19 protein-coding genes and 1 tRNA gene are annotated in these 21325 nt (G+C 70.0%); 12 read left to right on the top strand and 8 right to left on the bottom strand.

Features of this window, described 5'->3' with window-relative positions:
- Positions 1-81 precede the first annotated feature (81 nt).
- The 6 genes from V5F61_RS06305 to V5F61_RS06280 all read right to left on the bottom strand — a co-directional run bounded on the left by V5F61_RS06305 (position 82) and on the right by V5F61_RS06280 (position 7241).
- Entirely contained in the window at positions 82-1074 is a 993-nt protein-coding gene (locus V5F61_RS06305) for a calcium-binding protein (RefSeq protein ID WP_393987885.1), read from the bottom strand.
- A 138-nt stretch (positions 1075-1212) separates the two neighbouring features.
- Complete coding sequence (locus tag V5F61_RS06300; RefSeq protein WP_393987963.1) at positions 1213-2100, bottom strand: methylated-DNA--[protein]-cysteine S-methyltransferase; 888 nt, start codon at positions 2098-2100, stop codon at positions 1213-1215.
- Between the two features lie 140 nt (positions 2101-2240).
- Positions 2241-2918 carry a 5,6-dimethylbenzimidazole synthase gene (gene bluB, locus V5F61_RS06295; protein WP_393987886.1) on the bottom strand — a complete coding sequence of 226 codons (678 nt, stop codon included), beginning with the start codon at positions 2916-2918 and terminating at the stop codon, positions 2241-2243.
- Between the two features lie 194 nt (positions 2919-3112).
- Positions 3113-4624, bottom strand: a complete 1512-nt coding sequence (glpK, locus tag V5F61_RS06290; RefSeq protein WP_393987887.1) for a glycerol kinase GlpK — start codon at positions 4622-4624, stop codon at positions 3113-3115.
- 14 nt (positions 4625-4638) lie between these two features.
- Complete coding sequence (gene glpD, locus V5F61_RS06285; RefSeq protein WP_393987888.1) at positions 4639-6165, bottom strand: glycerol-3-phosphate dehydrogenase; 1527 nt, start codon at positions 6163-6165, stop codon at positions 4639-4641.
- Positions 6166-6725: 560 nt separating this feature from the next.
- Entirely contained in the window at positions 6726-7241 is a 516-nt protein-coding gene (locus V5F61_RS06280; protein WP_393987889.1) for a hypothetical protein, read from the bottom strand.
- Between the two features lie 434 nt (positions 7242-7675).
- Between V5F61_RS06280 and rpmI the strand changes: the two genes are divergently transcribed.
- The 5 genes from rpmI (at position 7676) to V5F61_RS06255 (ending at position 13670) form a co-directional block, all read left to right on the top strand.
- Complete coding sequence (rpmI, locus tag V5F61_RS06275; RefSeq protein WP_234051151.1) at positions 7676-7876, top strand: 50S ribosomal protein L35; 201 nt, start codon at positions 7676-7678, stop codon at positions 7874-7876.
- Between the two features lie 29 nt (positions 7877-7905).
- A complete protein-coding gene (gene rplT / locus V5F61_RS06270) occupies positions 7906-8271 on the top strand; it encodes a 50S ribosomal protein L20 (protein ID WP_393987890.1) in 366 nt (121 codons plus the stop codon).
- A 160-nt stretch (positions 8272-8431) separates the two neighbouring features.
- Positions 8432-9541, top strand: coding sequence for a phenylalanine--tRNA ligase subunit alpha (pheS, locus tag V5F61_RS06265; RefSeq protein ID WP_393987891.1), 1110 nt, complete (start codon positions 8432-8434; stop codon positions 9539-9541).
- A gap of 16 nt (positions 9542-9557) precedes the next feature.
- Complete coding sequence (gene pheT / locus V5F61_RS06260; RefSeq protein WP_393987892.1) at positions 9558-11972, top strand: phenylalanine--tRNA ligase subunit beta; 2415 nt, start codon at positions 9558-9560, stop codon at positions 11970-11972.
- Between the two features lie 198 nt (positions 11973-12170).
- Complete coding sequence (locus tag V5F61_RS06255) at positions 12171-13670, top strand: phosphomannomutase/phosphoglucomutase (RefSeq protein WP_393987893.1); 1500 nt, start codon at positions 12171-12173, stop codon at positions 13668-13670.
- Positions 13671-13825: 155 nt separating this feature from the next.
- Here the strand turns inward: V5F61_RS06255 and V5F61_RS06250 are convergent, their stop codons facing one another.
- A complete protein-coding gene (locus tag V5F61_RS06250) occupies positions 13826-14611 on the bottom strand; it encodes an SDR family NAD(P)-dependent oxidoreductase (protein WP_393987894.1) in 786 nt (261 codons plus the stop codon).
- A 153-nt stretch (positions 14612-14764) separates the two neighbouring features.
- Entirely contained in the window at positions 14765-15955 is a 1191-nt protein-coding gene (locus tag V5F61_RS06245) for an MFS transporter (RefSeq protein ID WP_393987895.1), read from the bottom strand.
- Positions 15956-16081: 126 nt separating this feature from the next.
- Between V5F61_RS06245 and V5F61_RS06240 the strand changes: the two genes are divergently transcribed.
- The 7 genes from V5F61_RS06240 (at position 16082) to V5F61_RS06210 (ending at position 21200) form a co-directional block, all read left to right on the top strand.
- Positions 16082-16996: a LysR family transcriptional regulator gene (locus tag V5F61_RS06240; protein WP_393987896.1), complete on the top strand. Its 915-nt coding sequence runs from the start codon at positions 16082-16084 to the stop codon at positions 16994-16996.
- A 189-nt stretch (positions 16997-17185) separates the two neighbouring features.
- Complete coding sequence (locus V5F61_RS06235) at positions 17186-17350, top strand: Flp family type IVb pilin (protein WP_393987897.1); 165 nt, start codon at positions 17186-17188, stop codon at positions 17348-17350.
- A gap of 92 nt (positions 17351-17442) precedes the next feature.
- Complete coding sequence (locus tag V5F61_RS06230; protein ID WP_393987898.1) at positions 17443-17946, top strand: A24 family peptidase; 504 nt, start codon at positions 17443-17445, stop codon at positions 17944-17946.
- Positions 17947-18113: 167 nt separating this feature from the next.
- Positions 18114-19493, top strand: a complete 1380-nt coding sequence (locus V5F61_RS06225) for a leucyl aminopeptidase family protein (RefSeq protein WP_393987899.1) — start codon at positions 18114-18116, stop codon at positions 19491-19493.
- Between the two features lie 7 nt (positions 19494-19500).
- On the top strand, positions 19501-20367 hold the full coding sequence (locus V5F61_RS06220; protein WP_393987964.1) for a C40 family peptidase: 867 nt from the start codon (positions 19501-19503) through the stop codon (positions 20365-20367).
- Positions 20364-21038, top strand: coding sequence for a YggS family pyridoxal phosphate-dependent enzyme (locus V5F61_RS06215; RefSeq protein WP_393987900.1), 675 nt, complete (start codon positions 20364-20366; stop codon positions 21036-21038). The genes V5F61_RS06220 and V5F61_RS06215 overlap by 4 nt, the downstream gene beginning before the upstream one ends.
- An 86-nt stretch (positions 21039-21124) precedes the next feature.
- A tRNA-Glu gene (locus tag V5F61_RS06210) sits at positions 21125-21200 on the top strand.
- Positions 21201-21325: the final 125 nt, after the last annotated feature.

The raw sequence follows: 21325 nt of genomic DNA, 5'->3' as shown, positions 1-21325 counted from the left end.
GCGCGTCTTCTTTTATCAGGGATACGGAATTTTTTCCGTAAAGACGAAGTCAGATTTTTGAGGCGTCAAAGACGCACCATTCTAGATAATGAACTCCAGTGACCCAATTTTCACATCCAAACTTGAGTCACCTCGGACCGTCGTCTCCATGCTTGAGATATCAGAGAGCCTGGTCATGTGCAGGTAGATCAGATCCTCCCCCTGCGTGAAGTCCTTTATCGTATCGACATCCCAGCCTTGATAGAAATGGAACTGGTCATTACCGGCGCCACCGGTAAGCTCGTCATTTCCCCCGAACCCATCCAGCCTATCGTTTCCAGCCCCTCCCAATAACGAGTCCGGGTTAGCAGCACCGCGCAGAGCGTCATTCCCCCCTAAGCCTTCAAGCGTCATTTTGATCATACTGCCATTGGCATCTTTCGATTCGCCAGCCCTCAGATAATTGTCGCCGTTATCGCCCTTGACTCCATAGATTTTCACCAAGTCGATATTATCCAAATTCAGACCATTTCCGGATAGATAGGCCTTCTTGAGGGGGTCGGTGTTCTCTATCATTTCGATTCCGGACAGGATCGCGATGTTCACTTGATACTGGCTGTAGATCGCATCCGGGCGAATGCTGAGCGTGTCCGTGCCGGCACCGCCATCATAGAACACGCCCTGATAGCTCATGTTCGCGATGATCGTGTCATTGCCGTCGTCGCCATAGATATGGTCCGCGCCCAGCTGCCCCCACAGCGTATCGTTCCCCGCTCCACCGTAGATGTAGTCCGCGTCATTGGAGCTGTAGATCGTGTCGTCCCCAAGGTCTCCATAGATAGATCGCGACCCGCCGGAGGTGGCGCCGTTCAGCGTGATGGTGTCGTTGCCCTCATCCCCGTGGATGCTGACGTTCTGCGCGTGCGGCACATTGATAATGTCGCTCCCCGCCCCGCCGCTGATGATGATGCTGGATATGGACGGGTTGGAAATCGTGATCGTAGCGTTCCCGCCATAGCCGTACACCGACCAGACGGCATCCCATTTCGATATGTCGATCGCGTCGTTTCCGGCGGTTCCATACTTCGTTCCCATCGCCTGCATCTCCCTGAGAGCACGCGTGCAGGGGAACGCCACCAAAGGTTGTCACAACCGGTTGTGACGCAAGCCCGGAATACGCAACCAGTCCACGCCTCCATTCGTCACGCACGCGCACGCCCCGGCGCCGCGCGTTCAGCCGCCCGCCAGACCCGGCGCACCAGCCTGCCCGGCCTCCCAGCCTAGTATGGCGCGCTTGCGGGTGAGGCCCCAGTGATAGCCGGTGAGGTCCCCGCTCTTGCCCAGCACGCGGTGGCAGGGCACCACGAAGGAGATGGGATTCTTGCCCACAGCCGCGCCCACCGCCCGCGCCGCCTTCGGCCGGCCCACATGCTCGGCGATGCTCGAATAGGTGGTGGCGCGGCCCATGGGAATGCGCAGCAGCGTCTCCCACACGCTGATCTCGAAATCGGTGCCTATGAAGACGATGCGCAGGGGTTGGTCGCCGCGCCGGGCGGCGGGATCGAAGATGCGGGCCACCAGGGGCGCGGTGGCGGCCGCGTCCTCCACATAAGCGGCGTTGGGCCAGCGGGCGCTCATGTCCGCCAGCGCGGCGGCCTCCTCGCCCGGATCGGCGAAGGCGAGCCCGCACAGCCCCCGCGCCGTGGACATGGCCAGCGCCCGCCCGAACGGCGAGGGATGAAAGCCATAGCGGATAACGAGCCCCGCGCCCCCCGTCTTCCACTCCCCCGGCGACATGGCCTCGTGCACCACGAACAGGTCATGCAGGCGCCCCGGCCCGGACAGCCCCAGCTCCAGGGCGGCATCGAGCACATTGGGGCATTCGGCGACGATGCGCCGGGCGCGATCCAGCGTCACCGCCTGGAGAAAGGCCTTGGGGGTGAGGCCGCACCAGCGGCGGAACAGATCGGTGAGCGCGCGGGCGCTGACGCCGGCGGCGGCGGCGATCTCCTCCACCTCCGGCTGGCGGCGCACCTGCTGGGAGATATAGGCCACCGCCCGGCGCACGACATCATAGTCGCGCGCCGCGATCTCGAGCGGGGCGGCGGGGGCCGCGATCATCGTGCCGGCGAGGCCGGCGGCCGGGAAGAGAGCGGGAGCATCGGGCGCCAGCACGGGTGTGTCTCCATCTTGTCGAGCGTGCCCCATTCAAGCACCCGCGCCAAGGCCCGCCCACCCGATTTCGCCGGCCGCGCGTGCCCTCAGCTCGGCGCCTTGCCGGCCCGCGTGCCGAACCGTTCGGAAAACACCAGGTCGTCCAGCGCCAGGCGCTTGCGCCAGCCGGCGCGCTCCAGGTCCGGCTTCGCCTCGAAGTGGTCCACATAGCCCATGCATAGGAGCGCGATGGGCACGATGGGCTCGGGAATGCCGAGGATGGCGCGCAGGTCGGCAAGCGAGAGGATGGACACCCAGCCCACCCCGAGGTTCTCCGCCCGCGCCGCCAGCCAGATGTTCTGCACTGCGCAGACGGTGGAATAGACATCCATCTCGCTCTGGTGGGTGCGGCCCAGCACCACCGGCCCGGCGCGGTCGCGCTCGCAGGTCACGCACAGCAGCACCGGCGCCTCGCGCAGCCCCTCCAGCTTCAGGGTGCGGTAGAGCTGCGCCCGCTCGGGCTCGAACATGGCGGCGGCTTCCGCATTGGCGCGGGTGAAGGCGGCGTGCAGGGCGCTTTTCGTCTCCTGCTCGCGGATCACGATGAAGTTCCACGGCTGCAGGAAGCCCACGGAAGGCGCGGCGTGGCCGGCGGCCAGCACCCGGCCCAGCGCTTCGTCGGGCACCGGATCGGGCAGGAAATTCCGGCGCACGTCCCGCCGCTCGGTGATGCAGCGATAGATGGCAGCCCGCTCCTCGCAGGTGAAGCTGTCGTCGTGCGTCATGGGGCCTCCTCCGGGCTGGCACTTTCGGCCGCCGGTTTTATTCCCTCGGCGCAGTCCTTGACCGGGCCGGAGGGGAGATTGGCCAAAAACCCATGAAGTGACGCTCTCAGGCTTTTGGCATTGCACGCGGGCCGCGCCGGGACGGCCGCGCACCATTCGGCGGCAATTCGCCGCACCCGTCAAGGCCGCGCCCCTCAGGCGGCCGGGCCCTGGGGAATGCCGATGACCCGCGCCACCGCATCGCGCCACAGGGCGATGCGCCGCCGGCGCTCCGCTTCCGCCATCAGCGGCTCGAAACGCCGCTCGCGCCGCCAGCGGGCAGCGAACAGGTCCGGCGGCGGGAAGAAGCCGCTCTCCACCCCGGCGAGATAGGCCGCGCCGAGCACCGTCGCCTCGCGCACATGGGGCCGGTCCACCGGCGCGCCGATGAGGTCGGCGAGGCGCTGCATGGTGAAATCGGAGGCGGCCATGCCGCCGTCCACCCGCAGCACGGTCTCGCTCCCGCCGGCGCCGGCCCAGTCGGCATGCATGGCTTCCATCAGGTCGAGGGTCTGGAAGCACACGGCCTCCAGCGCGGCGCGGGAAAGCTCGGCGGCCGTGGTGGCGCGGGTCAGGCCGAACAGGGCGCCGCGCGCCTCCGGCCGCCAATAGGGCGCGCCGAGCCCCACGAAGGCGGGCACCAGGATCACGTCCTGCCCCTCGTCCGCCTGGGCGGCGAGGCGGTCGGCCTCGGGGGCGCTGGCAATCACCTTCAGCCCGTCGCGCAGCCACTGCACCGCCGCACCGGCGATGAAGATGGCGCCTTCGAGCGCATAGGTGCGCCGCCCTTCGAGCTGGCAGGCGATGGTGGTCAACAGCCGATGGCGCGAGGCGACCGGGCTCTCGCCGGTATTGAGCAAAGCGAAGCAGCCGGTGCCGTAGGTGGATTTCATCATGCCCGGCCGAAAGCAGGCCTGCCCCACCATGGCCGCCTGCTGGTCCCCCGCCATGCCGCGGATGGGAATGGGCGCGCCGAACAGGGCGGGGTCGGCGGCACCGAAATCGGCGGCGCTGTCGCGCACCTGCGGTAGCATCGCCGCCGGCACGCGGAACAGGGCCAGCATCTCCTCGTCCCACCGGCCGCGGTGGATATCGAACAGCAGGGTGCGGGCGGCGTTGGTGGCGTCGGTGGCATGCACGCGCCCGCCGGTGAGGCGGAACAGCAGGAAGGAATCCACCGTGCCGAAGGCCAGCTCGCCGCGCTCCGCCCGCGCCCGCGCGCCGGGCACCGCATCGAGGATGTGGGCGATCTTGGTGGCGGAGAAATAGGGATCGATGAGGAGCCCGGTGGTGGCGCTCACCTTCGGCCCGTGCCCGGCGGCGATGAGCCGGGCGCAGGTGTCGGCGGTGCGCCGGTCCTGCCACACGATGGCACGGTGGATGAGGCGGCCGCTGACGCGCTCCCACACCAGCGTGGTCTCGCGCTGGTTGGTGATGCCGATGGCCGCGATCTCCGCAGGTCCTGCACCCGCCGCCTTGAGCGCGGCGCGGGCGCAGGCGAGGGTGGTCGACCAGATGTCCTCCCCCTCCTGCTCCACCAGGCCCGAGGCGGGGAAATGCTGGGGCAGCTCCTCGCGCGCCTCGGCGGCGATGGAGGTGTCGGCTCGCACCAGCACCGCGCGGGAGGAGGTGGTACCCTGGTCCAGGGCCAGGATGTAGCGGTCCATCGCGCCGTCTCGCCCTATCTGCGCCGCGCCACGCGCAGCGCCATGTAGGTGGCGAGGGCCGCCGCCTCCTGGATGTCGAGCCGGAGGCCGAGCTTGGTGCGCCGCCACAGCACGTCATCGGCGGTGTGGGCCCATTCGGTATCCATCAGGAAGTCCACCTCGCGCTGGCTGAGCTGGGCGCCGAACCCCTCGCCCAGGTCATCCTTGCCGGTGACGCCTTCCAGGAGCGCATGGGCGCGGGTGCCGTAGGCGCGGGCGAGCCGCCGCAGGAGGGCAGCGTCGAGCGCGGGAAAGGCGCGGCGCAGCTCCGCCAGCAGGGTCTCGAAGCCCTGGCGCGGGAAATCACCGCCGGGCAGGGTCGAGCCGGCGGTCCAGGGGCCGGACTTCGTCGGCACGTGGGGCGCGAGGCGCTCCAGCGCAGCCTCCGCCAGCCGGCGGTAGGTGGTGATCTTGCCGCCGTAGACGGTGAGCAACGGCGCGGCGCCGCCGTCGAGATCGAGGGTGAGGAGATAATCGCGCGTGGCGTCCTGCGCCTTGCCGGTCCCCTCGTCATGGAGCGGGCGCACGCCGGAATAGGTCCACACCGCGTCCTTCGGGGTCACCGGCGCGGGGAAATAGGCGTTCACGGCCGCGCACAAGTAGGACAGCTCTTCAGGCGTCGCCGCCACGTCCTCCGGGCGTCCGTCATAGTCGCGGTCGGTGGTGCCGATGAGGGTAAAGTCGTCCTCGAACGGCAGCGCGAACACGATGCGCCCGTCGCTGTTCTGAAAGATGTAGCCGCGATCGTGGCGGAACAGGCGCCGCACCACCATGTGGCTGCCCTGCACCAGCCGCACGCGCGCGCCCTGGGGCGCCCCGGCCGCCGCGCGCACCCCGGCGACCCAGGGGCCCGCGGCATCCACCAGCGCCCGCGCCCGCACCGTGCGCGGCTCGCCGCCGTCGAGGATGGAGACCACCCACAGGCCGCCCTCGCGCCGGGCGCCCGTTACCGGCGTGCGCGGGTGGATGCGGGCGCCGCGATCCGCCGCGTCGCGGGCGTTGAGCACCACGAGGCGGGCGTCGTCCACCCAGCAGTCGGAATATTCGAAGCCGCGGGTGACGCCGGGCCGCAGCGCCGCCCCGGCCGGATCGCGGCGCAGGTCCAGGGCGCGGGTGGGCGGCAGCCGGCCGTGTCCGCCCAGATGATCGTAGACCCACAGGCCGAGCCGCAGCATCCAGGCCGGCCGCATGCCCGCCCGGTGCGGCAGCACGAACCGCAGCGGGCGGACGATGTGCGGCGCCATGCCCCACAGCACCTCGCGCTCTTTCAGCGCCTCGCGCACCAGCCGCAGCTCGCCGTGCTCGAGATAGCGCAGCCCGCCGTGGATGAGCTTGGTGGAGGCTGAGGAGGTGCCGCAGGCGAGATCACCCTTCTCGAACAGCGCCACCGAGAGGCCCCGCCCGGCGGCATCGCGGGCGATGCCGCAGCCGTTCACGCCGCCGCCGACGACAGCGAGGTCGAAGATCGCGTCGGCGTCGTGGACCTGCAGCGTTGCGACCATCGCCCCTGCTCCCGCTCCGCGTCCGCCCGCTTCCCTCCCCTGGGAATCGTCGGCGGACACGGGTGAGACCATGGCGGCTGGCGCGCCCGCGTCAACTCGAATTGCGGCGCTTCAATGCCGCGGCCTCGCAAGCCCCATCAGGCCCCGCCGACCAGGCCGCGATACCGACGGCCGCAGCGGCCGCGCCGCGCCCCGTGATGCCTGGCCTGGAATGCACGGCCTGCGACGCTCGATCCGCATCGTTTGCCTGTGGCCCCTGGAAAGATGCCCCTGGAAAGCGGCCCCTGAAAAGAAGCGCGGCTTTCCCTTGATCCCGGCCATGCCGATGCCGCCGCAGCGAGCGCCCCTCCCGCCTACGCCGCGATGTGAAATGGAATTCACGGAAGGCCGGCCGACAGGCGCGCCCCGACCGCCCCCGGCACGTCCCCCCTGGACAGGCGCCACGACAACGGCCCACGCCCGATCCCAGCCCGCCGGGCCCCTCGCGGGCGGCCCGGCGCCCGGCCGGAGGCCGCCGGAACCTGTCCATGCGCCCGTGAAACGAGGGACGCGCTCCGGCGTCAGTCGCCGTAGGCGCGCGTTACCCGCGCCAGGCTCGCAGCCGTTTCGTCCGGGGTGCTGATGTCGAACAGCTTGGCCAGCAGGTCCGACGTGGAGCTCGAAGCCGATGTGACGCGGCTGCCGGCGGAGGGAATGACCGTCTCCAGCGCGCCATTGCCCGGCAGTTCGGTTCGAATGGTGAACTCCTCCGACGGGAACAGGCTGCGATTCTTTGCGATGGCGTCCGCCAGCACCTTGTGGAAATTGGACTGGGTGCCGCCATCGGGGGCCGCCTTGCCGTCCGCGCCCTTGCCGTCCGCCGCCTGGTCGGCACGGTAGAGGCTGTTCAGGGCTTCCCGCAGGTCGTCGTTGTACCGGAACACGTTCACGATATCGTTCGTGATGCCCACGTCCCCCTGGAACACCTTGGAGTTCAGGAACACGATGGCCATGATGTTCTCGGTCGCCCGCTCCTGCGGCGTCTGGAGAAACTTCACAACCCGCACTGTCGACGTAATCGACGTGATTTCGACCATGGTCCGCCCCGACCTGCCCGAGCCGCCCGGCTGGCGCGCCAGCCGCCGCGAAACCATTTCCGCAGGCGTTCAGATTACAGGTCACTACCGCTGGGGAAAAGAGAGTTCCGCCCCCGCCTGCGCGCAGGCGGGTGGAGAAGGCGGGCGGCCGTGCCGGAGATCGCCGACCCGCGCGTCCATCTTGAGCGGCCATCCCGGCAGAGCGTGGGCCCCGCTGTGCAAAAACTCGGCTTGCGGCCGCTTGTGGCCGGTGCTCCCGGCAGGCGGGACACCGCTGCCCCTTGCGTTTCCCGCCGCGCTCCTGTAACGAACGCGCCTTCGGATCGGCCGGCGAAAAAGGGCTGCCGCGCTGGTTCAAACCGCTCAACAGCAACAAGAGGCTGAGCGTCCACCGCCCCGCAAGGGCGCGGTAGGTTGCGGCCACGGAGAGCCAAATGCCCAAGATGAAGACCAAGTCGGGAGCCAAAAAGCGCTTCCGCCTCACGGGTACGGGTAAGGTCATCGCCGGCCAGGCGGGCAAGCGCCACGGCATGATCAAGCGCACCAATAACCAGATCCGCAACCTGCGCGGCACCACCATCCTGAGCGAGAGTGACGGGCGGGTCATCCGCAAGCACTTCCTGCCTAACGGCTGACGCCAGTCACGATCTGAAGGAGCTAACCCATGGCCCGCGTGAAACGTGGCGTTACCGCCCACGCCAAGCATAAGAAGGTCTACAAGGCCGCCAAAGGCTTTTACGGCCGTCGCAAGAATACCATCCGCGCTGCGAAGTCCGCCGTCGAACGGTCGATGCAGTATGCGTACCGCGACCGCAAGGTGAAGAAGCGGAACTTCCGCGCCCTGTGGATCCAGCGCATCAACGCCGGCGTGCGCGCGCTGGATCTTGACCTCACCTATTCGCGCTTCATCGACGGCCTCACCAAGGCCGGCATCGAGGTGGACCGCAAGGTGCTCTCGGATATCGCCATCCATGAGCCCGAGGCGTTCAAGGCCATCGTGGAGCAGGCCAAGGCCGCCCTCGCCGCCTGAGCCTCCCACGTTCCAAGACCCTGACGAGAAGCCCCGGCGGATCACCCGTGCGGGGCTTTTCCGTTTGGGGCCCTCCCCCTATAAGCGGCGCGACAGATCCCCGCCCCGGCGGCCCGCCTCCGCGCGGGCGCCGCGGCGACCGGCACTTGAAGGACCTCCCATGTCCGATCCCGTCACCATCGACACCCCCGCCCTCGACGCCCTGGAGCAGGACCTTTCCGCCGCCATCGCCGGCGCCGCGGACGAAGCCGCGCTGGAGCAGGTGCGAATCTCCGCCCTCGGCAAGAAGGGGCAGGTGTCCGAGCTTCTCAAATCCCTCGGCGGCATGAGCCCCGAGGAGCGCAAGGTGAAGGGCCCCGCCATCAACGGCCTGCGCGACCGGGTGCAGGGCCTCATCGCCGTCCGCAAGGAGACGCTGAAGGCCGCCGCCCTGGAGGCCCGCCTCGCCACCGAGCGCGTGGACGTGACCCTGCCCGTGCGCGACGCGCCGGCCGAGACCGGCCGCGTGCACCCCATCGCCCAGGTGACGGAGGAATTGACCGCCATCTTCGCCGACATGGGATTCTCGGTGGCGGAAGGCCCGGACATCGAGGACGACTTCCACAATTTCACGGCGCTGAACTTCCCGCCCGGCCACCCGGCCCGCGAGATGCACGACACCTTCTTCCTGCCCCCCGACGAGAGCGGCGCCCGCAAGGTGCTGCGCACCCACACCTCGCCGGTGCAGGTGCGCACCATGCTCTCGAAGAAGCCGCCCATCCGCGTCATCTGCCCGGGCCGCACCTATCGCTGCGATTCGGACCAGACCCACACCCCCATGTTCCACCAGGTGGAGGGGCTGGTGATCGACAAGGGCGCCCATCTCGGCCACCTGAAGTGGATTCTCGAAGAGTTTTGCAAGGCCTTCTTCGAGGTGGAGGGCGTGAAGATGCGCTTCCGCCCCTCCTTCTTCCCCTTCACCGAGCCCAGCATGGAAGTGGACATCCAGTGCGACCGCTCCCGCCCCGGCGAGATCCGCTTCGGCGAGGGCGAGGACTGGCTGGAGATCCTCGGCTGCGGCATGGTCCACCCCAATGTGCTTCGCAATTGCGGGCTGGATCCGGACGAATACCAGGGCTTTGCCTGGGGCATGGGCATCGACCGCATCGCCATGCTGAAATACGGCATGAGCGACCTGCGCGCCTTCTTCGAGGCGGATGTGCGCTGGCTTTCCCACTATGGCTTCCGCCCGCTCGATTTCCCCACCCTGGCCGGTGGCCTGAGCGCTTGAGAAGGAGGCAGGACCCATGAAGTTCACCTATTCCTGGCTCAAGGAGCATCTTGAGCCCACCGCCTCCTTCGAGGAGATCGTCGAGCGCCTCTCGCTCATCGGCCTTGAGGTCGAGGGCGTCGAAGACAAGGCCAAGGCGCTTTCCGCCTTCGTGGTGGGAGAGATCCTCACCGCCGCCAAGCACCCCAATGCGGACAAGCTGCAGGTGTGCTCGGTCTCCATCGGCACCGGCGAGCCGATCCAGGTGGTGTGCGGCGCGCCCAACGCCCGCGCGGGGCTGAAGACCGTGTTCGCGGCCCCCGGCGTCGTCATCCCCACCACCGGCACCGCGCTCAAGGTGGGCAAGATCCGCGACGTGGAAAGCCGGGGCATGCTGTGCTCCGCTCGCGAGCTGGGTCTTTCCGAGGCGCATGACGGCATCATGGAGCTGCCGGCGGACGCGCCCGCCGGTGCACCTTTCGCGCAGGTGATCGGCCTCGACGACCCGGTGATCGAAATCGCCGTGACCCCCAACCGCGCCGACTGCCTCGGCGTCTCCGGCGTCGCGCGCGATCTCGCGGCGGCCGGCCTCGGCGAGCTGATGAACCCGCGCATCAAGCCGGTGGAGGGCAAGTTCCCCTCCCCGGTGTCGGTGCGGCTCGATTTCGGCGCGACGCCGTCCCTGTGCCCGGCGTTCGCGCTGCGGGTGGTGCGCGGGGTGAAGAACGGCCCCTCGCCGCAATGGCTGCAGGACAAGCTGACCGCCATCGGCCTGTGCCCCATCAACGCGCTGGTGGACATCACCAACTTCATGACGTTCGACCGCAACCGGCCGCTCCACGTGTTCGACGCCGGGAAGGTCTCGGGCGAGCTGGTGGTGCGCCGGGCGCGCAGCGGCGAGACCCTGCTCGCCCTCGACGGCAAGACCTACACCCTCGACGAGACCATGTGCGTCATCGCCGACGACAAGGGCGTGGAGAGCCTCGCCGGCGTCATGGGCGGCGAGGAATCGGGCTGCGACGCGGCCACCGTCGACGTGGTGATCGAATCCGCTTTGTGGGAGCCCATCAACATTGCCCAGACGGGGCGCAAGCTCGGGCTGAATTCCGATGCCCGCTTCCGCTTCGAGCGCGGCATCGACCCCGCCTTCACCCTGCCGGGCCTCGACCTCGCCACCCATCTCATCCTCGACATCTGCGGCGGCGAGCCCTCTCAGATCGTGCTGGCGGGCACCATTCCCTACGCCATCCGCACCATCGCCTTCCCGCTCTCCGAGGTGAAGCGCCTCACCGGGCTCGACGCCTCCGAGCAGGAGATCCGCGAGGTGCTCACCGCGCTCGGCTTCGGCGTCTCGGGCGCGGGGCCGGTGCTGCAGGTGGTGCCGCCCTCCTGGCGCGGCGACATCGAGGGCAAGGCCGACCTGGTGGAGGAGGTGGTGCGCATCCTGGGCCTGGAGCGCGTGCCGGCGACCGAGCTGCCGCGCGGCGCGGACGCGCGCAAGCCCATCCTCACCCCGCTCCAGCGCCGGAGCCGCAAGGCGCGCCGGGCGCTCGCCACCCGCGGGCTGGTGGAGGCGGTGACGTGGTCGTTCGTCTCGCACAGGGAGGCTGAGCTGTTCGGCGGCGGGGCCCCGGCCATCGCGCTGTCGAACCCCATCGCGGCCGAGCTGTCGGACATGCGGCCGAGCCTGCTGCCGGGCCTCATCCGCGCCGCCAAGACCAATGCCGACAAGGGCTTCGCCGATACCGCCCTGTTCGAGGTGGGACAGGTGTTCGCCGGCGACAAGCCGGAGGACCAGCGCCAGTGCGCCTCCGGCGTGCGCCACGGCACCGCCCGGCCGCAGGGCGCCGGCCGCCACTGGTCGGGCACCGCCGGCACGGTGGACGCCTTCGACGCCAAGGCCGACGCGCTGGCGGCGCTCGCCGCCTGCAACGCCCCGGTGGCGAACCTCCAGGTGACCGCCGATGCGCCCTCTTGGTACCACCCCGGCCGCTCGGGAACGCTGCGGCTCGGCGCCAACGCCATGGCCCATTTCGGCGAGATCCATCCGGCCGTGCTGGAGGCGCTCGACACCGAGGGCCCGGTGGTGGCGTTCGAGATCGTGCTCGACAAGATCCCTGAGCCCAAGGCCAAGCCCACGAAGGTGAAGCCGCAGATCGAGCTGTCGGCCTTCCAACCGGTGACGCGCGATTTCGCCTTCCTGGTGGACCGCACGGTGCCGGCGGCGGACATCCTCAAGGCCGCCCAGGGGGTCGACAAGAAGCTGGTGACCGCGGTGGGCGTGTTCGATCTCTACGAGGGCAAGGGCATCGAGGCCGACAAGAAGTCGGTGGCGGTGGAGGTGACCCTCCAGCCGCGCGAGCGCACCTTGACCGACAAGGAGATCGAGGAGGTGGCGGGCAAGATCGTCGCCGAGGTCGCCAAGAAGACCGGCGCCATCCTGCGCGCGTGAGGCATCGCCCGGCGCCATCCGCGCGCCGGGCGTTTACCATCCGCGGATGCGGCGGGTACGGCCCCTTCCGTGCCGTGATTTCCGGTTCTTTCCGTCACAATTTTCGTGCTATCTCGCCGCCGCAGATCCGGCTGGACCGGCGGGCAGCGCTCCTGGCGCGCTTTCGGGCCGCGCCGTCCTCCGTGTGGAGAAGCGTCGATGTTTCCTGTTCCGAAGCCTGTTTTGACGCCCAACACCTACGCCTACGAATCCGAGCCCATGGTGAAGCCCACCGGCTTCCGGGAATACGACGCGCGCTGGCTGTTCCAGAAGGAAATCAACCTGATGGGCGTGCAGGCGCTGGGCCTCGGCCTCGGCACGCTGATGCACGAGATGGGCGTGCGGCCGGAGATCGCGACCGGCCACGATTTCCGCGGCTATTCCTCCTCCATCAAGTATGCGCTGGTCAGCGGCCTGATGGCGGCGGGCATCAAGGTGCACGACATCGGCCTCGCGCTGTCGCCCATGGCCTATTTCGCCCAGTTCGCGCTCGACGTGCCGGCGGTGGCGATGGTGACGGCCTCGCACAACGACAATGGCTGGACCGGCGTGAAGATGGGCGTGAACCGTCCGCTCACCTTCGGCCCGGATGAAATGAGCCGGCTTAAGGAAATTGTGCTGTCGGCTAAATTCCAGATGATCGGCGGTGGCGCCTACCGCTTCGTGGAAAACTTCCCCGAGGTCTATGTGAAGGACCTCACCGACCGGCAGAAGCTCTCGCGCAAGCTGAAGGTGGTGGTGGCCTGCGGCAACGGCACCGCCGGCGCCTTCGCCCCGCGCGTCATCGAGGCGCTGGGCGCCGAGGTGATCCCGCTCGACTGCGATCTCGACCACTCCTTCCCCAAGTACAATCCGAACCCCGAGGACATGGAGATGCTCCATGCCATGCGCGACGCCGTGCTGGAGCACAAGGCGGACCTCGCGCTGGGCTTCGACGGCGACGGCGACCGCTGCGGCGTGGTGGACAACACCGGCGAGGAGATCTTCGCCGACAAGATGGGCGTGCTGCTGGCCCGCGACCTCGCCAAGCTCCACCCCGGCGCCACCTTCGTGGTGGACGTGAAATCTACCGGCCTGTTCGCGACCGACCCCGAGCTCATCAAGCTGGGTGTGAAGGCGGACTACTGGAAGACCGGCCATTCCTACATGAAGCGGCGGGTGAACGAGACCGGCGCCCTGGTGGGCTTCGAGAAGAGCGGCCACTATTTCTTCAACAAGCCCGTGGGCCGCGGCTATGACGACGGCCTCGTCTCCGCCATCGCCGTGCTGGACATGCTGGACCGCAACCCCGGCAAGAGCCTCTCGGAGCTGCGCGAGGGCCTGCCCAAGACCTGGTCCTCCCCCACCATGTCGCCCCACTGCGCGGACGAGGCCAAGTATGGCATCGTCGACAAGGTGGTGAAGCATTATGAGGAGCTGGCCGCCGCCGGCGCCCTCGTGACCGGGCAGAAGATCCGCGACCTGGTGACCGTGAACGGCGTGCGCGTCACCTGCGAGGACGGCTCCTGGGGCCTCCTGCGCGCCTCCTCCAACAAGCCCGAGCTGGTGGTGGTGGTGGAGAGCCCGGTCTCGGAAGCGCGTATGCGCGAGATGTTCGCCGAGATCGACGGCGTGCTGCGCGCCCACCCGGAAGTGGGCGAATACAACCAGAAGATCTGACGCCGAAGGCCCGCGAGCCTTTCTCGCGAGCCTTCGACCCAGCTTGCGCGGCGTGGAAGCGAAGCCCATTGGCGGCGGTCAAGAACCGGACCGATGCGCGCTTCCAAGCGGTGCGGGAAGAATGCGGGGACCGGCATGCCGGTCCCCGTCGCTTTTCAGGCGATGGTGTCGAGCACGCCGCCATCCACCCTGAGGGCGGCCCCGGTGGTGGCGGACGCCTGCCGGGAGCAGGCATAGACCACCATGTTCGCCACCTCCTCCGCGCTCGCCGCGCGCTGGATGATGGAGCTCGCGCGGTGCGCCTTCACGAAGGCATCCGCGGCGGCCTCGGCGGTGGCGCCGGTCCTGGCCACTTCGTCCTTCAGCATCGCCGCAACGCCTTCGGTGAAGGTGGGCCCCGGCAGCACCGCATTCACGGTCACGCCGGTGCCGGCCATGCGCTTGGCGAGGCCGCGCGCCACCGAGAGGTTCGCGGTCTTGCTGAAGCCGTAGTGGATCATGTCCGCGGGAATGTTGAGGGCGGATTCGGAGGACAGGAACACCACCCGTCCCCACCCCTTCTGCACCATCGCCGGCAGGTAGGCACGCGAGAGCCGCACGCCGCTCATCACGTTCACGTCGAAATAGCGCTGCCACACCTCGTCGCCGGTCTCGAAGAAATCGCCGAGGCCGTAGATGCCCGCGTTGTTCACGAGAATGTCCGGCTGCGGCACCGCCTTCACCAGGGCGGCGCAGCCTTCCTCGGTTCCGACATCCGCCACCGCACCGGAAACGGAGCCATCGGCCTTGAGGGCGGCCACCGCGGCCTCCACCGCCTCGGCCCTGCGGCCGTTCACCACCACCGCGGCGCCCGCCTGCGCCAGCCCCTTGGCGATGGCGAAGCCGATGCCGAGGGTGGAGCCGGTGACGAGGGCGGTCTTGCCGGAAAGGTCGATCTTCATGTCCAGGTCTCCTTGGATGCGCGCCCGGCACCATCGGCCCGGCCCCGTTCGAGGCCGGGCGAGCGATGCTCAGGTGCGGCGCAGGTTGGGGCAAAGGCCCCGAAAAAGGCGCCGAAGGCCCGCGCGCCATGCTCACGGGCCCCCGGCATGATCTCAAGCCTGCTCGGCGGCGCCGGCGGCCTCCTCGCGGCCCGCACCGAGGGCCTCGCGCCGCTCGGAGAGGAACGCCGTCGCCATCGCGGCGAGCGGCGCGAGGGCGGCCACCAGCGGCACCGCCCACAGGCCGGGCCCGCCGTCGATCACCCAGCCGCCCAGCGCCGCGCCGATGGCGTTGCCCAGATTGAAGGCGGCGATGTTGAAGGAGGAGGCGAAGGTCTGCCCCGCGCCCCGCGCCTTCTCCAGCACCCACATCTGCAGCGGCGCCACCGTGGCGAAGCCGGCGGCGCCCAGGAGCCCCACAGCCACCACCGCCGTGATCCTGCCGTCGAGGGCGAGCGTCAGCCCCGCGAGCACCAGCGCCAGCACCACGAGGCTGCCATAGACGGTGGCCACCAGCCGCCGGTCGGCGAAGCGCCCGCCCAAGAGGTTGCCCACCACGAGCCCGCCGCCGAACACCAGCAGGATGGGCGAGACCGCCGCATCGGAAAAGCCGGTGATGCGGGTGAGCATGGGCGCGATGTAGGTGAAGGCGGCGAACACGCCCACCCAGCTCAGCACCGTGGTGGCGAGGCCGTAGAGCAGCGCCGGCCGGCGCAGCACCTTCAGGTCATCCGACAGGCGCGAGGCGAGCGGCGCGCCGTGGTCCTTCGGCACCAGGACGGCGATGATGGCGAACGCCACCAGCCCGACGCCGGTGACCGCAAGGAAGGTGGCGCGCCAGCCCGCGAGCTGGCCGAGCCACGTGCCGAACGGCACGCCCAGGATGTTCGCCACCGTGAGGCCCGTGAACATGATGGCGATGGCAGAGGCCTTCTTGTTGGCGGGCACCAGATCGGTCGCCACCACCGAGCCGACGCCGAAGAAGGTGGCGTGGGCGAAGGAGGTCAGCACCCGCGCCGCCATCAGCCAGCCATAGCTGGGCGCGAGCGCGCAGGCGAGGTTGCCGAGGGTGAAAACGGCCATGAGCCCCAGCAGCACCTGCTTGCGGGGCCAGCGGGCGGTGAGCGTGGTGAGCAGCGGCGCGCCCACCACCACCCCCAGCGCATAGCCGGAGATGAGCAGGCCGGCGGCGGAGATGGACACGCCGAGGTCGGCGCTCACTTCCAGCAGCAGGCCCATGATGACGAATTCGGTGACGCCGATGCCGAACGCGCCGGCAGCGAGCGCATAGAGTGCGACGGGCATGGTCTCGCGCTTTCTCGAATGGGAGGGCATCCCGGCCGGGCCGGGTAGATGCGCTGCAACATGGACCTTTCCCCGCTCGTGAACTAGCGTGCGCAGGGTCAAAGCATTCATGACCTGAGTTCACAGATGACGCCCGAGCCCGCCCGCGACGCCAATCGCTTCACGGAGATGGAGGTCTTCACCCGCGTGGTGGAGCGGGGCGGCTTTTCCGCCGCCGCCCGCGCCTCGGGCCTCACCCCCTCGGCGGTGAGCAAGCTCGTGGCGCGGCTGGAGCGGCGCCTGGGCGTGCGGCTCCTGGTGCGCACCACCCGCCGGCTCCAGCTCACGCCGGAAGGCGCCGCCTTCTACGAGCGCGCGGCGCGCATCCTCGACGAGATCGCCGCCGCCGAGCAGGAGGCCGCCGCCGGCGCCGCCCCGCGCGGGCGGCTCAGGGTGAATTCCTCCGTGCATTTTGCCATGGCGCATCTCCTGCCGCTGGTGCCGCGCTTTCTCGCCACCCACCCGCAGATGAGCATCGAGGTGACGGTGACCGACCGGGTGGTGGACCTGCTGGAGGAGCGCGCGGACGTCGCCATCCGGGTTGGCCCCATGCGCGATTCGCGCCTCGTCGCCCGCAAGATCGCCAAGAGCGGCGCGATGGTGGTGGCCTCGCCCGCCTATCTCGCCCGCGCCGGCGTGCCGCAGGCGCCGGAGGAGCTCGCCCGCCACAACATGCTGGGCTTCACCTTCACGCGCATCGTGGCGGGCTGGCCGTTCCGCGACGGCGCGGGCGGCATCGTCTCCGTTCCCCCGCGCGGCAACGCCCAGGTGAGCGACGGGGAGGCCATGCACGCCCTGGCGCTCGCCGGGCTCGGCCTCGCCCGGCTCGCCGAGTTCCAGGTGCGGGCCGATGTGGCCGCCGGCCGGCTGGTGCCGGTGCTGGAGCATCTCAACCCCGGCGACGCCATCGATGTGCACGCCGTCTACGTGGGCGGCGCGGGCCCGCTTTCCGCCCGCATCCGCGCCTTCGTGGACTTCCTGGCGGAGGAGGTGCGGATCTGACGCCGCGCCCGCGGGCCGGCGAGAGAGCATTAACCGTTCCGCCAGCCGGTCGGCGCGGGCGGTATCTTGGTAGCGCCCCTTTACCTCCCCGCAAGAGCGGAGGGCCTAGCCTCTGTCCATGCGGCCCACCCGCCGCGCCAGACCGCAACCGGGATCGCCTCGACCCGGGACCGCACCGGAAAGCGTTACATGAAGCTCTTGCTGTCCCGCTTCATCCATGAGGAGCACGGCTCCACGGCCCTGGAATACGGCCTCATCGCGGCCGGGCTGTCCATCGCCATCGTGACGGTGCTGGCGCAGATCGCCACCACCTTCTCGCGCCTCAAGGCCACTGCCGCCGCGGCCGGCAACTGAGAGAGACCCGGCGCCCGCCCCCTGGGGCAGCGCCGGGCGCGAACGGCCGGAAGCAACGCGGCCGGAAAAGGAAATGGCGGAGGAAACAGGCCATGGACCGGATGCACCTCTTGGATATGCTGCTGCTCGGGCTCTACCCGGCGCTGCTGTGCGCCGCCATCGGCACCGATCTCGCCCGCCGGGTCATTCCCAACCTGCTGGTGGCCGCCCTTCTCGCCGCCTTCGCCGTGGTGGCGCTCGTCTCCCCGCTCGCGGACCTCGTGCTGCGCCTCATGCTGGCGGGGGCGGTCACGGCCGCCGGATTCGCCCTGTTCGCCCAGGATGTCATCGGCGCCGGCGATGCCAAGCTCGCGGGCGCGCTGGTGCTGTGGCTCGATCCGGCGCAGGTGCCGGCCTTCATGGTCGCCTGCGGCCTCATCGGTGCCCTCCTCACCCTGGCCGCGACCCTGACGGCGCGCGCCAGGAGCCGCGCCGCGCCGCTGCCGCGCCCGCTGGCACTCATGGCCCGCACCGGCGAAACCCTGCCCTACGGCGTCGCCCTCGCCGGCGCCGGCCTGCTGCTGCATCCCTATTCCAGCCTCATGCTGCTGACCTGAAACCATCGGCCCGGCTTGCGACCCGCGCTGAGCCAGCTCGCCGAAGGCCCATGAGAAAAGCGCGCGCGCCTTTGCCATGACCCTCCCCCACGCGCCGGCCGCCCCGCGCGGATCGCGCTTCTAGGATGGCGCGCGGGCGTGCTACCTCCTTGCGGGAGGAGTTCACCATGCTCGATTGCTTCGCCCCCGCTTCCGAACAGAGCCTGCCGGTGTGGTGCGTGCGCGCCGCCGACCTCGACCCCGCCGCCGATGCCAGCCCCCTGCCCGCCGCCGTGCGCGCCTTCGCCGCGTCCGCCGGCTTCAAGGCCGAGGCCGGCAAGGCGCTGCCCGTGCCCGGCGCCACCGGGCTCGTCGCCGGCCTGCTGTTCGGCATGGCGAGCGCCGACCGCGCCGATCCCTTCGCCTGCGGCGCGCTGCCCGCGCTGCTGCCCCCCGGCGTCTGGCGCCTAGAGGGCGAGGTGGGCGATGCCAGGCTGGCCGCGCTCGCCTTCGCGCTCGGCGGCTACCGCTTCTCGCGCTATCGCAAGGCGCCCGCCCGCGTGGCCCGCCTCGTGGTGCCGGAGGGTGTCGACGCGCCGGACATCACCCGCCTGGTGGAGGCTATCACCCTCACCCGCGACCTGGTGAACACCCCCGCCAACGACCTCGGCCCGGCCGAGCTGGAGGATGCCGCCCGCGCGCTGGCGGCCCGCCACGGGGCACAGTTCCGCTCCATCGTGGGCGAGGCGCTGCTGGCGGAGAACTTCCCCCTCATCCATGCCGTGGGCCGCGCCGCCGCCCGTGCCCCTCGCCTCATCGAGATCACCGCCGGCGACCCCGATGCGCCCAAGGTGACGCTGGTGGGCAAGGGCGTGTGCTTCGACACCGGCGGCCTCGACCTGAAGCCCTCCTCCGCCATGCTGCTCATGAAGAAGGACATGGGCGGGGCGGCCAACGCCCTCGGCCTCGCCCACATGCTGCTGGCGCGCGGCGCGAAGGTGCGGCTGAAAGTGCTCATCCCGGCGGTGGAGAATTCGGTTTCCGACTCCGCCTTCCGCCCCGGCGACATCTTCCCCAGCCGCAAGGGCCTCTCGGTGGAGATCGGCAACACCGATGCCGAAGGCCGCCTGGTGCTGGCCGATGCCCTCGCCCTGGCGGATGAGGAAGCACCCGACGTGCTCATCGATTTCGCCACCCTCACCGGCGCCGCCCGCGTGGCCCTGGGCCCGCAATTGCCCGCCGCCTTCACCCTCGACGACGCCTTCGCCGCCGAGCTGGCAACCGCCGCCTCCGCCGAGGCCGACCCGCTCTGGCGCCTGCCCCTGTGGCGGCCCTACGCCGCCATGCTGGATTCCAAGACGGCGGACACCAACAACGTCTCCTCCGGCCCCTTCGCCGGCGCCATCACGGCGGCGCTGTTCCTCGACAAGTTCGTGAGCGCCGCCAAAACGTGGCTGCACCTCGACCTGTTCGCCTGGAACCCCTCCGCCCGGCCCGGCCGGCCCGAAGGCGGGGAGGCGCAGACCATCCGCGCCCTCGACGCCCTGCTCGCCGCCCGCTACGGCTGAGGCCATGATGCTTCCCGAAGGCCTGGACCCGCGCCTCACCCCCGCCCGCGAGGACGTCGCCGCCGCCCATCTGAAGGGCGTCGTCGAGGCGCCGCGCTACGTGGAGGGCGAGGCGCGTGAGGTCGCGGAGCCGGTAGCGCCGGTGCGCCGCCGTCCCGCGGGCGACGCCCCGCTCGACACCGAGGCGCTCTATGGCGAGCGCGTCACCGTCTATGCGGACGATGGCGAAGGCTGGGCCTTCGTCCAGCTCGCGCGGGACGGCTATGTGGGCTACCTGCCCACCGATGCCCTGCGCCCGCCCGCCGCCGCGCCCACCCGCAAGGTGGCGGTGCCGCGCACCTTCCTGTTCCCGGCGCCCGACATCAAATCCCCCCCGCGCGCCGCGCTCTGCTTCGGCAGTACGGTGGCCGTGCGGGAGGAGAAGGGCGCCTTCAGCGCCACCCGCGACGGCTTCGTCTTCACCCGCCACCTCGCGGCGCTCGACACCCGCGAGGCCGACTTCGTGGAGGTGGCCGCCCGCTTCCTCGGCGTGCCCTATCTGTGGGGCGGGCGCTCGGCCTTGGGCCTCGACTGCTCCGGCCTCGTCGAGACCGCCCTTTCCGCCTGCGGCATCCCCACCCCGCGTGACAGCGACATGCAGGAGAAGGCGCTCGGCCGCGCCGTCGCCATCGAGGCCCCGCTGAAGCGCGGCGACCTCCTGTTCTGGCCCGGCCACGTCGCCATCGCCGAGACGCCCGAACTGCTGCTCCACGCCAATGCCTTCCACATGATGGTGGCGCGCGAGCCGCTGTGGCCCGCCCTCGCCCGCATCGCCGGCACGGGCCTGCCGCTGCGCGCCGTGCGCCGGCTCGACGCCACGGAGACCCCCGAATGACCGAGGCCACCCAGCACCTTTCCGAAGTGCGCGCCGCCATCGCCAAGGCCTGCCGCGAGTTCGACCGGAACGCGCACGACGTGACCCTGGTCGCGGTCTCCAAGACCTTCCCGGCGGAAGCCGTGCGGCCGGTGCTGGAGGCGGGTCAGCGCGTGTTCGGCGAAAACCGCGTGCAGGAGGCGGAGGCCAAGTGGCCGGCGCTCCGGGCGGCGTTCCCCGATGCCCGCCTGCACCTCATCGGCCCGCTGCAGTCCAACAAGGCGCGCGAGGCGGTGGCGCTGTTCGACGCCATCCACACCGTGGACCGGCCCAAGATCGCGGCCGCGATCGCCGCCGAGCAGGCCCGCACGGGCAAGGCGCTGGAGTTGTTCGTGCAGGTGAACACCGGCGCCGAGCCGCAGAAGGCGGGCGTGCTCCCTGAGGCGGCGGACGCCTTCATCGCCGAATGCCGGGAGGTGCACGGCCTCACCCTCGCCGGGCTCATGTGCATTCCCCCGGCGGATGCGGTGCCCGACCCGCACTTCGCCCTCCTCGCCGAGATCGCGGCGCGCAACGGCCTGAAGGGCCTCTCCATGGGCATGAGCGGCGATTTCCCCGCCGCCATCCGCCAAGGCGCCACCCATGTGCGCGTCGGCAGCGCCATCTTCGGCCATCGCCCGCCGGTGGCCTGAAGCCAGCCTGTGGAGAACTTCCCCCCGACAAGAAAGCCGCTTGCCCCACCCCGGGATCACAGCTATAGAGACAGCCTTCCCGCAACGCTCCCATCGTCTAGCGGTCTAGGACGTCGCCCTCTCACGGCGAAAACAGGGGTTCGAGTCCCCTTGGGAGCGCCATTCTTCTTGAGACCTTAGCCCCGCCCGCTGCGGGGCTTTTGTGTTTCTGGGAAGAATTTGGGGAGTATCCGTCGGCGGACGCGGGCGGATTTCTGCAAAGGTTACCAGATGCTGCGGAGGGCAGA

It is taken from the genome of Xanthobacter sediminis (genome assembly GCF_043195015.1).
Classification (GTDB): Bacteria; Pseudomonadota; Alphaproteobacteria; order Rhizobiales; family Xanthobacteraceae; genus Xanthobacter.
The sequence above is the reverse complement of the archived record's forward strand: the minus strand, read 5'-3'. Positions and strand labels throughout refer to the sequence as shown.

Excerpts from the sequence above, each read along its gene's own strand:
- V5F61_RS06255 (WP_393987893.1), top strand. The coding sequence starts at position 12,171 with ATGTTTCCTGTTCCGAAGCCTGTTTTGACGCCCAACACCTACGCCTAC.
- pheS (WP_393987891.1), top strand. The coding sequence starts at position 8,432 with ATGTCCGATCCCGTCACCATCGACACCCCCGCCCTCGACGCCCTGGAG.
- V5F61_RS06250 (WP_393987894.1), bottom strand. The coding sequence starts at position 14,611 with ATGAAGATCGACCTTTCCGGCAAGACCGCCCTCGTCACCGGCTCCACC.
- V5F61_RS06300 (WP_393987963.1), bottom strand. The coding sequence starts at position 2,100 with ATGATCGCGGCCCCCGCCGCCCCGCTCGAGATCGCGGCGCGCGACTAT.
- V5F61_RS06245 (WP_393987895.1), bottom strand. The coding sequence starts at position 15,955 with ATGCCCGTCGCACTCTATGCGCTCGCTGCCGGCGCGTTCGGCATCGGC.
- V5F61_RS06230 (WP_393987898.1), top strand. The coding sequence starts at position 17,443 with ATGGACCGGATGCACCTCTTGGATATGCTGCTGCTCGGGCTCTACCCG.
- glpK (WP_393987887.1), bottom strand. The coding sequence starts at position 4,624 with ATGGACCGCTACATCCTGGCCCTGGACCAGGGTACCACCTCCTCCCGC.
- V5F61_RS06305 (WP_393987885.1), bottom strand. The coding sequence starts at position 1,074 with ATGGGAACGAAGTATGGAACCGCCGGAAACGACGCGATCGACATATCG.
- V5F61_RS06220 (WP_393987964.1), top strand. The coding sequence starts at position 19,501 with ATGCTTCCCGAAGGCCTGGACCCGCGCCTCACCCCCGCCCGCGAGGAC.
- bluB (WP_393987886.1), bottom strand. The coding sequence starts at position 2,918 with ATGACGCACGACGACAGCTTCACCTGCGAGGAGCGGGCTGCCATCTAT.
- V5F61_RS06235 (WP_393987897.1), top strand. The coding sequence starts at position 17,186 with ATGAAGCTCTTGCTGTCCCGCTTCATCCATGAGGAGCACGGCTCCACG.
- rplT (WP_393987890.1), top strand. The coding sequence starts at position 7,906 with ATGGCCCGCGTGAAACGTGGCGTTACCGCCCACGCCAAGCATAAGAAG.
- glpD (WP_393987888.1), bottom strand. The coding sequence starts at position 6,165 with ATGGTCGCAACGCTGCAGGTCCACGACGCCGACGCGATCTTCGACCTC.
- V5F61_RS06240 (WP_393987896.1), top strand. The coding sequence starts at position 16,082 with ATGACGCCCGAGCCCGCCCGCGACGCCAATCGCTTCACGGAGATGGAG.
- V5F61_RS06215 (WP_393987900.1), top strand. The coding sequence starts at position 20,364 with ATGACCGAGGCCACCCAGCACCTTTCCGAAGTGCGCGCCGCCATCGCC.
- V5F61_RS06225 (WP_393987899.1), top strand. The coding sequence starts at position 18,114 with ATGCTCGATTGCTTCGCCCCCGCTTCCGAACAGAGCCTGCCGGTGTGG.
- rpmI (WP_234051151.1), top strand. The coding sequence starts at position 7,676 with ATGCCCAAGATGAAGACCAAGTCGGGAGCCAAAAAGCGCTTCCGCCTC.
- V5F61_RS06280 (WP_393987889.1), bottom strand. The coding sequence starts at position 7,241 with ATGGTCGAAATCACGTCGATTACGTCGACAGTGCGGGTTGTGAAGTTT.
- pheT (WP_393987892.1), top strand. The coding sequence starts at position 9,558 with ATGAAGTTCACCTATTCCTGGCTCAAGGAGCATCTTGAGCCCACCGCC.